Annotated in this window: 12 protein-coding genes and 1 pseudogene; 3 read left to right on the top strand and 10 right to left on the bottom strand. The window is 73.3% G+C overall.

Features of this window, described 5'->3' with window-relative positions; translation table 11 throughout:
• On the top strand, positions 1 to 484 hold a 484-nt coding region (locus ABZ567_RS28210; protein WP_360794846.1), incomplete at its 5' end, for an IS5 family transposase.
• A gap of 296 nt (positions 485 to 780) precedes the next feature.
• Here ABZ567_RS28210 and ABZ567_RS28205 read toward each other — a convergent pair.
• The 3 genes from ABZ567_RS28205 to ABZ567_RS28195 form a co-directional block, all read right to left on the bottom strand.
• Complete coding sequence (locus ABZ567_RS28205; RefSeq protein WP_360794843.1) at positions 781 to 1,287, bottom strand: DinB family protein; 507 nt, start codon at positions 1,285 to 1,287, stop codon at positions 781 to 783.
• Positions 1,288 to 1,555: 268 nt separating this feature from the next.
• Complete coding sequence (locus tag ABZ567_RS28200; protein ID WP_360794840.1) at positions 1,556 to 2,599, bottom strand: alpha/beta hydrolase; 1,044 nt, start codon at positions 2,597 to 2,599, stop codon at positions 1,556 to 1,558.
• 611 nt (positions 2,600 to 3,210) lie between these two features.
• Positions 3,211 to 3,900, bottom strand: coding sequence for a metal-dependent transcriptional regulator (locus tag ABZ567_RS28195; protein WP_360794837.1), 690 nt, complete (start codon positions 3,898 to 3,900; stop codon positions 3,211 to 3,213).
• 161 nt (positions 3,901 to 4,061) lie between these two features.
• Between ABZ567_RS28195 and ABZ567_RS28190 the strand changes: the two genes are divergently transcribed.
• Complete coding sequence (locus ABZ567_RS28190) at positions 4,062 to 4,829, top strand: SIS domain-containing protein (RefSeq protein WP_360794834.1); 768 nt, start codon at positions 4,062 to 4,064, stop codon at positions 4,827 to 4,829.
• 68 nt (positions 4,830 to 4,897) lie between these two features.
• Here ABZ567_RS28190 and ABZ567_RS28185 read toward each other — a convergent pair whose 3' ends face one another.
• Positions 4,898 to 6,241 (bottom strand): PAS domain-containing protein, encoded by a 1,344-nt coding sequence (locus tag ABZ567_RS28185; RefSeq protein ID WP_360794831.1) that lies wholly within the window; start codon positions 6,239 to 6,241, stop codon positions 4,898 to 4,900.
• 125 nt (positions 6,242 to 6,366) lie between these two features.
• Positions 6,367 to 7,032, bottom strand: coding sequence for a pyridoxamine 5'-phosphate oxidase (gene pdxH / locus ABZ567_RS28180; RefSeq protein WP_360794879.1), 666 nt, complete (start codon positions 7,030 to 7,032; stop codon positions 6,367 to 6,369).
• A 236-nt stretch (positions 7,033 to 7,268) separates the two neighbouring features.
• Between pdxH and ABZ567_RS28175 the strand changes: the two genes are divergently transcribed.
• Complete coding sequence (locus ABZ567_RS28175) at positions 7,269 to 8,369, top strand: citrate synthase 2 (protein ID WP_360794828.1); 1,101 nt, start codon at positions 7,269 to 7,271, stop codon at positions 8,367 to 8,369.
• Here ABZ567_RS28175 and ABZ567_RS28170 read toward each other — a convergent pair.
• The 5 genes and pseudogenes from ABZ567_RS28170 to ABZ567_RS28150 all read right to left on the bottom strand — a co-directional run.
• Positions 8,348 to 9,463, bottom strand: a complete 1,116-nt coding sequence (locus ABZ567_RS28170) for a 2-oxoglutarate and iron-dependent oxygenase domain-containing protein (RefSeq protein WP_360794825.1) — start codon at positions 9,461 to 9,463, stop codon at positions 8,348 to 8,350. The genes ABZ567_RS28175 and ABZ567_RS28170 overlap by 22 nt on opposite strands.
• Positions 9,464 to 9,917: 454 nt before the next feature.
• Complete coding sequence (locus ABZ567_RS28165) at positions 9,918 to 10,496, bottom strand: TetR/AcrR family transcriptional regulator (protein WP_360794822.1); 579 nt, start codon at positions 10,494 to 10,496, stop codon at positions 9,918 to 9,920.
• Entirely contained in the window at positions 10,484 to 11,206 is a 723-nt protein-coding gene (locus ABZ567_RS28160; RefSeq protein ID WP_360794819.1) for an enoyl-CoA hydratase family protein, read from the bottom strand. The genes ABZ567_RS28165 and ABZ567_RS28160 overlap by 13 nt, the downstream gene beginning before the upstream one ends.
• On the bottom strand, positions 11,203 to 12,804 hold the full coding sequence (locus tag ABZ567_RS28155; protein ID WP_360794816.1) for an AMP-binding protein: 1,602 nt from the start codon (positions 12,802 to 12,804) through the stop codon (positions 11,203 to 11,205). Before ABZ567_RS28155 ends, ABZ567_RS28160 begins: the two co-directional genes overlap by 4 nt.
• A 135-nt stretch (positions 12,805 to 12,939) precedes the next feature.
• A pseudogene (locus ABZ567_RS28150) lies at positions 12,940 to 13,062 on the bottom strand (excalibur calcium-binding domain-containing protein); the annotation flags it as partial.
• Positions 13,063 to 13,620 lie beyond the last annotated feature (558 nt).

Here is a 13,620-nt window from a genome sequence, read left to right as displayed (position 1 = left end):
AGTTCACCTCGCCAGCGACAGCCGTGCACGGCCTCTGGTCCTCCGCGTCACCGGAGGCCAGGCGGGTGACGCGCCAGCCTTCGAGACCGTCATGGCAGGCATCCGTGTTCCGCGTGGCGGTCCTGGGAGACCGAGGACTCGGCCGGAGGCAGTCCTGGCGGACCGCGCGTACTCCTCCCGCGCGATCCGCGGGCATCTCCGCCGCCGCGGGATCCGCGCTGTCATTCCACAGCCGTCCGACCAGGTCGGCCACCGTCTCCGGCGAGGACGTGCCGGCGGGCGCCCGCCCACTTTCGACGCCGAGGCATACAAACAGCGCAACGCGGTCGAACGATGCATCAACCGGCTCAAGCAGTGGCGCGGCCTGGCCATGCGAACGGACAAGCTCGCCATCGCCTACCAGGCCGCACTCCACTTCGCAGCCATCCTGATCTGGACGCGACCACGGAACGCCGAGGACGCCCGCTTGCCAGGGAATGCCTGACTCAGGGCATCGACGTGGCGTCAGTTGCCTTCACCCTGCAAGCCGAGCACCTTCCGGACCTCTTCGCGACGAACAGATGCCGATATGCCGTCACCTGGCGCTGAGGGATGCCACAGAGCGTCGCCCTATCCGCCAGGGCGTGCTCCAGCGCAGGGTCACCTGTCTCCCGGCATGCAGTGAAGCCCGTCGGGGCAAGCCCGAACGTGAATCTGAGGGATCGGAGACGGCGACCAAGCTGCGGCATGGCCACCACCCTCGCACGTGGCCCGATCACCGTGAAGTCAAAGAGACAGGCTCTAGTCGCCGGTCGTGCCGTCGAGCATCTCGCGCAGGATGTCCAGGTGGCCGTTGTGGCGGGCCGTCTCCTCCGTGAGGTGCAGGAGGATCCAGCGCAGGTCGACCTTGAGTCCGTCGCGGACGGCTCGCTCGGCCCGGTCGTCCAGATCGCGTCCGGCGGCCAGTTCGCGGTAGCGGGCGCTCTGTTCGGCGTACTCGTCGAGCAACTGCGTGAGCGGGAAGTCGACGGCGATACGCATCTCGCGGTCGGGGTCCTCCTCGGTCCAGGGGCCCTGGTCCTCCTCGCCGAGGAAGACGATCTGGAACCAGTAGTACTCGACCCAGCGGAGGTGGTTGATCACCCCGCTCACGGTCATCAGTGGTGAGCCCGGCAGGAGTGCCTTGCGGGCGTTCTCCGCGGAGATTCCGGCGCACTTGGCGCGTGCGGTGTCGCGCGTGTAGTCGAGGAACGTGGTGAGCTGGGTGCGCTCGTCCCACGCGGGCGGCGTGTCGTCGATTCTGGTCATCGCGGGAAGCGTCCCTGATCACGGCGCCGGATGTCGAGGCATTTGTCGACGGGCCCGGCAAGATCCAGGAAGGACCCCAGGGTCCGTAGGCCCCGGGGCCGGAGTCGTCGACGCGCGTGCCGCTGTCGTGGCACTCGGGCCGGCTTGGCCGGGTACGGGGAGGGGCGGGGCCGCTCGTGCCAGGGAGGGGACGCCGAGCCCGTGGCCGTACCCGTGTCCACAGCGGCGAGCGGGGCGGCCCCGCGGCGGGGGCCGGCGCCCCCCAGGTCTACGGCGTGAGGACGCCGTTCAGGAAGGGCTCGACGGTTTCCGCCCATGCCTCCGGGTGCTCGTAGTGGAGGAGATGCCCGGCGTCGGGGATCTCCGCGTACGCCCCGTGGGGCAGCACCCGGACCATCTCCTGGGCCTCCGCGCGGCCCAACTCGCCGTCCAGGCCCCGGACCACGAGGGTCGGGCAGCGGACCTGGGCGAGGGAGTCCCAGTGGGCGTCGTGCACCCAGGTCGCCCGGGAGGTCAGCATCTGCGCCGGGTCGAAGACGGGGCGCCAGCCGTCGGCGTGGGCGGTCATCACCTCGGCGAAGAAGGCGCCCCGGGCCGGGTTGGGAAGCTCCACCCAGGCGTCCTCCTCGCCGAACCAGCGGCGGACGGCGTCCAGGGACGGGAAGGGCGCGGGCCAGCCGCGGAACCAGTCCTGCCAGGCGCGCTGGGAGGCGGCGCCGAGGGCGGAGGCCCGCATGTCGCAGATGACGAGGGCCCGGACCAGGTCGGGGCGGTCGGCGGCGAGCTGCCAGGCCGTCAGGGCGCCCATGGAGTGGCCGACGAGGGTGACCGGGCCGAGGCCGAGCTGCTCGACGGCGGCCGCGGCGTCGGCGACGTACGCCTCGCGGGTGAAGGGGCCCGTGGCGGGTTTGTCGCTGGCGCCGTGCCCGCGCTGGTCGAGGGCGACGACCCGATGGCCGCCGGTGAGCCGGCGGACGGCGGAGGCCCAGTGCCCGGCGTGACCCATCAGCCCGTGGAGGAGTAAGACCCCGGCCCCTGCGGACTGCGGGACCGCGGGCGGCACGGGGCCGGGCCCGGCGGCCTGCGCGGCCGTCAGCGGTACCGGGCCGAGGCCCGCGGCCCCCCGGGTCGGCTGCGGCGCGGACCCCGGGCCGGTGGCCTGCCCCGGCGGCCTCGGGACGAGGCCGGGGGGCGTGCCCGGGGGCGCCTGGCGGGCGATCCTCGGGGTGGTGGCCGGCCCGGGTCCGGGCGTGAAGTCCCAGGCCGCCAGCCGTACGCCGTCGGCCCCGGTGACGTCGAGTCGTCGCGCCATCCCTGGCACCCCCTCTTGCTTCCCGTCGAACCACGCCAGACTATCGAACTCGCATTCGAAAATGCGCTCCTGCCACACAACACCCCTCGTTCGAGTGACAGGGCTCAAGGATTGACACCCGCCGCCGAGGGGAGATGTTCAACGGGAGGCGGACCGCTCGGGGAAATCGGTCCGACGGGGACGACCTTGAGAGCTCGGGGCTCCAGGTCGGAACTGGGGAGGACAGGCCCCGGCGCCCGAGGGCGCCGGGGCCCTCTGTCGTCCGGCCCCCCTCGCCCGCCGGGGCGAGCCGCACCCGGCGTACGGAAACCGTCCGTCGCATGGCCCCACCCCTCCCCGCAGTCGCACCGCTCGACCCAGCGTGGCACGGCGAGGGCACGCGCGTGGCCATTCCGGCGTAAATCGGGGCGCACGGCGGGAGGTCGCCCCTCAGGGCGACGGTGCCAGGGGGTCGTGACCTCGTTCCGCTCAACCGGAGCGGTAACGCGTACGCCCCCCTACGGGCACGCGGTCCGCGCAGACCGTCCATCTCGTCTGCGACTCCGAGTGGCCGGGCGTCGCCGTTCCCTTCCCCTGACGGGAAGGGAACGGCCGACCCGCGGCACGACCGGTCAGCGCTTCGCGACGAACACGTGCGCCGCGGTCTCCGCGTCGAGCTCGGCGGCCTCGCCGCTGCTGCCCACCAGGACACCGCCCGGCGACTCCGTCACCGACACCACGGAGCCGGGCTGCACGCCCGCGCGCCGCAGCGTGTACATCAGCTGGGCGTCCGTCTGGATCGGCTCGCCGATCCGGCGCACGACGACCGTCTTGCCGCCGCTCGCGTCCAGCTCGGCGAGCGACACCATCGAGTCGTCGAGGAAGGCCTCCGCCCCCGCCTTCTCGCCGAGCTCCTCGAGGCCCGGGATCGGGTTCCCGTACGGCGACTCCGTCGGGTGGCGCAGCAGTTCGAGCACCCGCCGCTCCACGGCCTCACTCATGACGTGCTCCCAGCGGCAGGCCTCGGCGTGCACCTGCTCCCACTCCAGGCCGATCACGTCGACGAGCAGGCACTCCGCGAGGCGGTGCTTGCGCATGACGCGGGTGGCGAGGCGGCGGCCCTCGTCGGTGAGCTCCAGGTGCCGGTCGCTGGCGACGGCCACCAGGCCGTCGCGCTCCATCCGGGCCACCGTCTGGCTCACGGTCGGACCGCTCTGGTCGAGCCGCTCGGCGATCCGGGCGCGCATGGGGACCACACCTTCCTCCTCAAGCTCGAGGATGGTGCGGAGATACATCTCCGTTGTGTCGATCAGTCCGGACATACGTGCCCCTCGATGAGTCGTGCGCTGGCCCTTCAGCAATTCTGACGCATCGGACGGACAACCGGGCCGCACGACCGAAGGGCGGTATTGACAGAGCAATGGTCCAGACCGCACCGTGATCGGCGACCAGGACACGACGGCGACGAGAAGGAGCTTCCGGAATGGGCGACAGCGCGGGCGAGAGCAAGCTGGCCGGACAGTTCTTCGACGCGGCGATCGGCCTGCTCAAGGAGGTCCGCGACGGCGACTCCGCCGAGATCGCCGCGGCCGGGGCCGCGATCGCCGAGGCCGTCGCGGGCGGCAACCGGCTCTTCGCGTTCGGCGCGGGCCACTCCTCCCTCGCCGCCCAGGACGTCGTCTACCGGGCCGGCGGCTTCGCCCTCATGAACCTGCTCGCCGTCCCCGGCGTCGTCGGTGTCGACGTCATGCCGGCGACGCTCGGCTCCGCCCTCGAACGCGTCGACGGACTCGCCGGAGCGGTCCTCGACTCCTCCCCCGCCACGGCCGGGGACGTCCTGATCATCGTCTCCCTCTCCGGACGCAACGCCCTGCCGGTGGAGATGGCCATGAACGCCCGCGCCCTCGGCCTCACCGTCATCGGCGTCACCTCCGTGGCGTACGCGACGGAGACGAAGTCCCGGCACGTGTCGGGGACGCACCTCAAGGACCACTGCGACATCGTCCTCGACTCCCGGATCGCCGTCGGGGACGCCGAACTCACCCACGAGGGCATCGAGGCCCCGTTCGCGCCCGCCTCCACCGTCGTCACCAGCGCCCTCATGCAGGCCGCGATGGCCGCCGCCGCCGAGGAACTCGTCCGGCGCGGCATCGAGCCGCCGCTGCTGCGCTCCGGGAACGTCGACGGCGGGCACGAGTGGAACGGCCGCGTGATGACGGAGTACGGGGACCGGATCTTCTACCGGCACTGAGGGCCGGACGGGCCCGGGGCGTGTCAGAACCAGGAATCCGGGGCCGGCCCGGAAGGTCCCGCCCGGCTCTACGTTCCGGACGGGCCCCGGGCCGCGTCGCCCGTGTCCAGGGCCGCCGCCACCCTCGTCGCCACCGCCTCCGCGAAGACCACGTCCTCCCGTTCGAAGGGTGCGCGGCAGGCCGCACGCAGGAAGGTGAGGACGCCGAGGGTCCTGGCGCGGGAACGGAGCACCACGCACACCGCGTGGGCCGCGTCGCCCGGCCACTGGTGGGCCTCCGCCCACACCTCGGCGGTACGGCCCGCGCTCGCCCGCACCGTGCCCACCCGGTCCCAGGCCTGGAGCGCCGGATGCCTCGGGCCGTACCGGAGCGGGATGCCGCCGCCCACGACCGGCGAGGCGGGGCCGGGGGCGCCGGCCGGCGTGGCCAGGGCCCGGGTGAGGCGCCGCTCGCCGGCGACCCGGTCGACCAGGGCGTGGTCGGCGAACCCGGCCAGGGCGAAGTCCAGCAGGACCGTCGCCGCCTCCGCCGGGTCCTCGCACTCCGCCGCCGCCGCGCCGGCCCGGTGCAGCTGGCTCCAGCGGAACCGCAGCCGGTCGGCCTCCCGCGCCGCGAGCCGCTCCTCCGTCACGTCCTGGAACAGCCAGGCGACACCCAGCGGAACCGGTTCCTCCGCCATCGGTGACGACAGCCGCAGGAAGCCGCTGCGCCAGCACCGCCGCCGCTCCCCCGCGCCGGTCCTGAGCGTCACCCACACCTCCGACGGCGCGGGCGGGCTGCCCTCGGCGAGCACGTGCTGGAACGCGGCCTCCAGATCCTCCGCGCCCTGGACGACGACATCCCCGAGCGGGCGCCCCAGCAGGGCCGTACGGGCCGTCCCGAAGGCGCGGGCCGCATGTCCGTTGGCCATGGCGGGGCGCAGGTCGGCGTCCACGAGGACGACTCCCCAGGAGGCGTCGTCGAACAGGGCTTCGCTGAGGGCCACCGACCGCTCCAGGTCGAGCTGGACGTGGACCTCGCTGAACGCGCAGTACACGCCCGCCGGGGCGCCGTCCGCCGCGCGTACCCCGGCGGCCTGGCTCCGCACGAGCACCCGGCCGCCGTCCTTGCGGAGCAGCGCCAGCTCGTGGACCTGCCGGCCGGGGCCGTTCATGGCGCCCATCACCCGGCGCAGCGTCTCCTCGGCGTCGGCGCTGCGCGCGGCCCACCCCTCGAACCCGCGCCGCCCGACGGCCTCCTCCGCGGACCAGCCGAGGATCCGCTCGGCCTCGCGGTTCCAGTGCGTGATCGTCCCGTCGGCGTCCAGGGCGCAGAGCGCCGCGTCCATGCCGTCGAGCAGCGCGGCCAGCAGATCGGCCCCTGCCCCGGAGACGGAAGCGGTCTCGCTCGCGGACCCCGTGAAAGCACTCATCCCGGCACCCCCCATGCTGGTCCCATTCAACTGGAACGTGACGCAGAGCACATCCCGTTCGGCGAAAATGTTGCCGCGGAAACGAAGGCGGGCACGCGCGCGCGAGGGATCGGGCACGCGCGCGCTCAGGGCGCGAGGCGCTCCAGCCGCCAGGTCGCGCCGCCCTCGCCGCCCCCTGCGTCTCCTCCGTCCCCTCCGTCCTCACGGACGTACCGCAGGCGGTCGTGGAGGCGGTTCTCGTGGCCCTGCCAGAACTCGACCGCGTCCGGGACGACCCGGATGCCGCCCCATTCCGGGGGGACCGGGACCTGGGCGTCCGCCGGGTAGCGGGCGGCCAGTTCCTCGTAGCGGGCGAGGAGTTCCGCTCGGGAGGCGATCACCGACGACTGGGGGCTGGCCCAGGCACCGAGCTGGGAGCCGTGCGGGCGCGTACGGAAGTAGGCGACGGTCTCGTCGCGGCCGACGCGCTCGGCGCGGCCCGTGACGACGACCTGGCGGGCCAGCGGGTGCCAGGGGAAGAGCAGCGAGGCGTACGGATTGGCCGCGATCTCCACGCCCTTGCGGGAGGCGTAGTTGGTGAAGAAGACGAAGCCGGCCCGGTCGTAGTGCTTCAGGAGCACCGTCCGGGAGGACGGCCGGCCGTCGGGGGCGGCGGTGGAGACGATCATGGCGTTCGGTTCGTGGATCGCCGGGCTCGCGGCGGTCTCCTTGAACCAGCGGGCGAACTGCGCGATCGGCTCGGGCGCCAGTTCGGCTGCCGAGAGCTCCGTGGTGCGGTACTGCTCGCGCATGTCGGCGGGATCCAGGCCCTCGTTCACAGGATCGGTCACGGGACCATCCTGCCGCAGCGCCGCAGTCTGCCCGGCACCGCGTGCCGCCAATCCTTACTCGCCGGATCGGCGCAGTGTGCCGGATGTCACGCTTCCCCGCATCATCGGAACCGTACAGACTCTTGGGCTGGACGACTGTTGATTTCCCACCATCACCCACCACCTGATTGATCGATCATCGATAGAGGAGCCGCCTGATGTCCGACTTCGTACCCGGGCTCGAAGGAGTCGTCGCGTTCGAGACGGAGATCGCCGAACCCGACAAGGAGGGCGGCGCACTCCGCTACCGCGGCGTCGACATCGAGGACCTCGTCGGCCAGGTCTCGTTCGGCAACGTCTGGGGCCTGCTCGTCGACGGCGCCTTCAACCCCGGCCTGCCCGCCGCCGAGCCCTTCCCCATCCCGGTGCACTCCGGCGACATCCGCGTCGACGTCCAGTCCGCGCTCGCCATGCTCGCGCCCGTGTGGGGCCTCAAACCGCTCCTCGACATCTCCGCCGAGCAGGCCCGCGAGGACCTCGCCCGCGCGGCCGTGATGGCCCTCTCGTACGTCGCCCAGTCCGCCCGCGGCCAGGGCCACCCGATGGTCCCGCAGAGCGAGATCGACAAGGCCCAGTCCGTCGTCGAGCGCTTCATGATCCGCTGGCGCGGCGAGCCCGACCCGAAGCACGTCAAGGCCGTCGACGCCTACTGGACGTCCGCCGCCGAGCACGGCATGAACGCGTCCACGTTCACCGCCCGCGTCATCGCCTCCACCGGCGCCGACGTGGCCGCCGCGCTCTCCGGGGCCGTCGGCGCCATGTCCGGCCCGCTGCACGGCGGCGCGCCCTCCCGCGTCCTCGGCATGATCGAGGAGATCGAGCGGACGGGGGACGCCACCGCGTACGTCAAGCAGGCCCTCGACAAGGGCGAGCGCCTCATGGGCTTCGGCCACCGCGTCTACCGCGCCGAGGACCCCCGCGCGCGCGTGCTGCGCCGCACCGCCCGCGAGCTGGCCGCGCCGCGCTTCGAGGTCGCGGAGGCCCTGGAGAAGGCCGCCCTGGAGGAGCTGCACAACCGGCGCCCCGACCGTGTCCTGGCGACGAACGTCGAGTTCTGGGCGGCCATCGTCCTGGACTTCGCGGAGGTCCCGGCGCACATGTTCACGTCGATGTTCACCTGCGCCCGTACGGCCGGCTGGTCGGCGCACATCCTGGAGCAGAAGCGCACCGGGCGCCTGGTCCGGCCGTCCGCCCGCTACACGGGCCCCGGCCAGCGGGACCCGCGCGCGATCGAGGGTTACGCCGACATCGCCGGCTGACCGCCGGGGTGCAGCTCGGAGCGCGCCTCCTGACGCGCCTCCGGGTACGGCGCCGGGTGCACCTCCGGGTGCATCTCGGGGTGCAGGAGGAGCTCCGCGTGATGGCGTGCCGCGACCAGCGGATGGGCGCGGAGCTTCCCCTTCAGGGCATTGCGCCCGTACTCGGCGAACAGCGGGTTCGCCGGGTCGGCCGTGACGCCGGGCGCCGTCTCCGCGTACGGGAACGCCAGCGGTGCGATCCGGGCGTCGAGCCGCGGGTTGTAGAAGAAGGGCACGGAGAACCGTTCCGTCGCCCCGGGGGGCGAGACCACCCGGTGGTTCGTCGCGATCAGGTAGCCGTTCGTGGCCACCTCAAGGAGCTCCCCGAGGTTCACGACGAACGCGCCCGGCAGCGGCGGCACGTCATGGAACCTCCCGTCCTCCCTCTGCACCTGGAGCCCGCCGACCTGGTCCTGGAGCAGCAGCGTGAGGAAGCCGTAGTCCTTGTGCGCGCCGACGCCCTGGTCGTCGCCCTCGCCGCTGCTGCCCGGGTAGCGCACCAGCTTCAGCTGCGGGTGGGCGCGCGGGCCGAAGATGTCGTCGTAGAAGTCCGCGGGCGCGCCGATCGAGGCGAGCAGCTCGTGCAGCAGGCGCTCGGCGACGCCGCTGAGGCGCTCGATCCAGTGCAGGGCGGCCGTCCGCAGCTCGGGGAGCGCGGCGGGCCACTGGTTGGGACCTTCGAGCCACCAGTACGGGGCTTCCCAGGGCGCGGGGGTGTGCGCGGGGTGCTCGGCGCCGATGTCGAGCTGGTCGCGCCAGTCGCGTGCTCCGGCCGTGCGCTCGTCGCCGGTGCGGGTGTAGCCGCGGAAGTGGGGCGAGTTGATGTTGTCGAGGGCGAGCCGGTCGGCCTCGGGCAGCGCGAAGAAGGCGTGCATGGCGGAGGTGAGGGCCCGGGTCTCGGCCTCGGTCACACCGTGCCCGACGAGCTGGAAGAACCCGACGTCGTGGGCGGCGGAGTGGAGCTGGGCGTGGAGCAGCCGCCGGGCCTGGGGGCCACGGTCGGCCGCCGAGAGGTCGACGATGGGGAGCTGGGAGGAGTACGAGCTGTTCGTCATGGGTGCGTCCGCGGGGGTCTACGGGTGCCCGGGGCGGCCGCCGGGGGTGGGGCGGGGGCCACGGGTGCCGATCGGCTTGGGCTCTGACGAGGGACCCTGGGGGCGGTGACGGGGCCCGGGAGGGTCAGGCGGAGCGGCGACAGCTCATGCTCGTGACGCGGACGAAGTCCACGTGGCGACGGCGTACGAGCGTAGGCATGGGACCAGCGTACTGCGGCGGCGTCGGAACGAGTGTGGCTCGGGTCACGTCGCGGTGCCCGCGGGCCGGGCCGTACGTCCGCGGTGACGCGCCCGTGAGGGGGTGGCGCCCGTCCCGTGTGACGCGCCCGTGAGGGGGGTGTCACCCCTCCCGTGTGACGCGCCCGGCGGGGGGCCGTCCCCTGTGGGTGCCCCCGGCCACCGGGACCCGGGCCGCCCGGGGACGCCCGGTCGCGCCGGGCCTGCGCGCGCCTCGCTACACCAGCGCCTCGTCCAGGAGTCGCGCCCACTGCGCCACCACCCGTTCCCTGCGGGTGCGGTCGTCGGTCAGGAGGGTGGCGAGGCCCAGGCCGCGGGCCATGTCCAGGAGGCCCTGGACGGTCTCGCGGACGCCGGGGCGGGACTCGTCGGCGCCCAGGACCTCGACGGCGACGCGGTGGGACTCCCGGCCGACGCGGGCCTCCAGGTCGGTGACCCGGTCGCGGAGCTGGTCCTCGGCGGCGGCGGCCACCCACAGGTGCAGTGCGGCCCGGAAGAGGGGCCCGGTGTACAGGTCGACGAGGGCGGCCACGGCCTCGTGCCGGTCGCGGGAGGGGAGCGCCCGCAGCGCCTGGGAGCGTTCCTCGGCGACGTACTCGACGGCGGCCGTGAACAGGTCCTCGCGGGTCGGGAAGTGGTGCTGGGCGGCGCCGCGGGAGACACCGGCCCGTTCCGCGACGACGGCGACCGTGGAACCGGCCCAGCCGTGCTCGGCCAGGCAGGCCACGGCCGCCTCCAGGAGGCGCTGCCGGGTGGCGCGGCTCCTGTCCTGCTTGGGTGCGGTCACAGCCGCCATGCGGGGTCCCGTCGTTCGAGGAAGGCCGTCATCCCCTCGCGCGCCTCGGCGGAGGCGAAGAGCGTGGCCGATTTCCGCACCAGGTCCTCCGCGTCGCGCTCGAAGGTCTCCAGGACTCTAGCGGTGACCAGGAGCTTCGCCTCCCGCAGACCCTGCGGGGAGGCGGCGCGCAGCGCGTCGAGGATGCCGTCGAGTTCCTCGGCGGGGGCCGTGACCAGGCCCATGGCGATCGCCTCCGGGACGCCGAAGCGCTCACCCGTGAGGTAGTGGCGGGAGGCGGCGCGCGGTTCGAGCTTCGGGAGGAGGGTGAGGGAGATGAGGGCGGGGGCGACCCCGATCCGTACCTCGGTGAGGGCGAAGTCCGCCTCCTGCCCCGCGACCACGATGTCGCAGGCGCCGAGCAGGCCGAGACCGCCCGCCCGTACGTGTCCCGTGACGTGCCCGACGACCGGTTTCGGCAGCTCGACGACCTGCCGGAGCAGGTCGACGAAGGTGTACGGGCTCGGTGGCGCCTTCAGGTCGGCGCCCGCGCTGAAGGTGCCGCCGGTGTGGGTGAGGACGACGGCGCGGACCCCCGGGTCCTTGCCGCAGTCGGTGAGGGCGTCGGCGAGTTCGGCGACGAGCGGCGCGGAGAGCGCGTTGCGATTGGCCGGGGAGTCCAGGGCGAGGGTGGTGATGCCCCGCTCCTCGGTGATGGCGACCAGGGTCATGTGCGGTCCCTCAGTTCCCTTCGGAGGATCTTCCCTGACGCTGCCCGGGGGACGCCGTCGACGAACTCGACGGCGCGGATCTTCTTGTACGGGGCGACCCGGGCGGCGACGTGCGCCATGACGTCCTCGGCGGTGAGGCCGGGCGCGGCCGGCTGGCGTACGACGAAGGCCTTGGGTATCTCGGTGCCGTCCGCGTCGGTGACGCCGATGACGGCGGCGTCGGCCACGCCCTCGTGGGTGAGGAGGAGCGCTTCGAGTTCGGCGGGGGCCACCTGGAACCCCTTGTACTTGATGAGTTCCTTGACGCGGTCGACGACGAACAGCCAGCCGTCGGCGTCGACCCGGCCGACGTCACCGGTGTGCACCCAGCCGTCGGCGTCGATCATGGCGGCGGTGGCGTCGGGACGGCCCAGGTACCCCTTCATGACCTGCGGTCCCCGGATGGCGATCTCGCCGTCCTCGCCGGGGGCGGCGTCCTTCGACGGGTCGTCGAGGGACAGGATGCGCATCTCGGTGGAGGGCAGCAGTCTGCCGACGGTGCCGGGCGGGGGGTTCTCGGCGTCGAGCGGGACGACGTGGGTGCCCGGGGACAGCTCCGTCATGCCGTACGCCTGGAGGATCGGCGGCAGTCCCAGCCGCGCCGAACAGGCCTCGGCGAGGGCCGCGTCGAGCGGCGCGGCGGCGCTGACGATGTACTCCAGGGAGGACAGGTCGTAGTCGGCGACGGCCGGATGCTTGGCGAGGGCGAGCACGATCGGCGGAGCCACGTACAGGCCGTTGATGCGGTGCTTCTGGACGGCGCCGAGGAAGGTGTCGAGCTCGAAGCGGGGGAGGACGACGACGGTGGCGCCCTGGCGGAGGGGCGCGTTCATGAGCGCGGTGAGGCCGTAGATGTGGAAGAACGGCAGCACGGCGAGGATGCGGTCCCCCGGCCCCATCGGGATGAGCGGCTCCAGCTGGGCCAGGTTGGTGGCGATCGAGGTGTGCGTGAGCATCACGCCCTTGGGGATCCCGGTGGTGCCGGAGGAGTACGGCAGGGCGGCGATGTCCCGGTCGGGGTCGATGTCGGGCTCGGGCACGGGTCCGGTGGAGCCGAGGAAGGCCTGCAACGACCGTGTGGTCCTGCCGTCGGGGCCGTGGCCCTCAGGTCCTTCCGGCGCCTGGTCGCAGACGAAGATCTCCTCGACGCCGCCGGCGAGTTCGGCCGCCGCGCGGGCGGCCGCGAGCAGCGGCGACACGGTCACGATCCAGCGCGCGGCGGAGTCCCTGAGCTGCTTCGCGAACTCGTCGGGCGTGGCGAGCGGGTGCACGGTCGTGACGGAGGCACCCGCGCGCGTGGCGGCGTAGAAGGCGAGGGGGAACAGCACGGTGTTGGGGCTGTGCAGCGCGAGGACGTCCCCCTTCCTCACCCCGGCCCCGGCGAGTCCGGCGGCCACCCGCCGGTGGAAGGCGTCGACCTGCCCGTACGTGAGGGTGAGCTCCCCGGTGCCGTCGATCAGGGCGGGCGTGTCGCCGCGCTCGGCGGCCCGCCCGAGCACCACGTCGTGGATGGGGAGGGAGACGGTGGACACGTTCTCGTACTCGCTGTGGAACACCATGTGTTGCCCCCTGAGCGGTGGAAGGTGGTCGCCAGGATCGCGTGTGCCGGTACGGCTTGGGGAGACCCTGTCAGCAGTCCACCGAAACAATCAAGCGTGCATGCATGGTTTGGTGCGTCCCCGGTTCTCCGGCCGTCAGTTCTCGCAGGCCACGCCGTCGCCGTCACGGTCGAGGTGGTCGGCGTATCCCGGGTCGCCCGCGTGGATGGGGGCGGCGCCCGCGGCGCGGACGGCCGAGCAGTTGGCGTAGTAGACCGACTCCTCAACCGGCGGGGTGGGTTCGGCGGTCTCGGGCTGCTGGGTCGTCGGGCGTGGGGCCGGGGCCCGGGTGCGGGTCGGCGTGGGGAGGGCTTCCGGGGTCCGGGTGGGCTTCGGGGCGGCCTCGGTCGTCGGGGCGGGCTTCGCGGTCGTGGGGCGCGCGGTCGTGGGTTCCGGCGTCGGGGTCGCGGTCGTGGGTTCCGGCGTCGGGGTCGGCTGCGTCGTGGGCGTGGCCGGGGCGGTGGCAGGGGCCGTGGTCGGCGGGGCGGTCGTGGGGGACACCGGGGCCGTCGGCGCCGGCTTCGGGTCCGCCTCGGCGTCTTCCTTCGGCGGGTCGCTGAAGAGGATCAACAGGAACCACAGGGTGGCCAGGACGGTCGCGACGATCTTCTTCGTCCCGCTCCAGCGGCTCAGCCAGACCAGGGCTATGCCCGCCGGGGGGATGAACACCAGCAGCACGATGATCAGGGCGGAATGCTGCCACCAGCGCCGGACGGGCGGGGGCGGCGGGGTGTACGAGTGGGCGTGCGGGGGCGGGTACACGTGCGTCTCCCGGAA

It is taken from the genome of Streptomyces sp. NPDC016459 (assembly GCF_040632845.1).
GTDB lineage: Bacteria > Actinomycetota > Actinomycetes > Streptomycetales > Streptomycetaceae > Streptomyces.
Note: the sequence above shows the minus strand (reverse complement) of the source record. Positions and strands in the feature narration are given on the sequence as shown.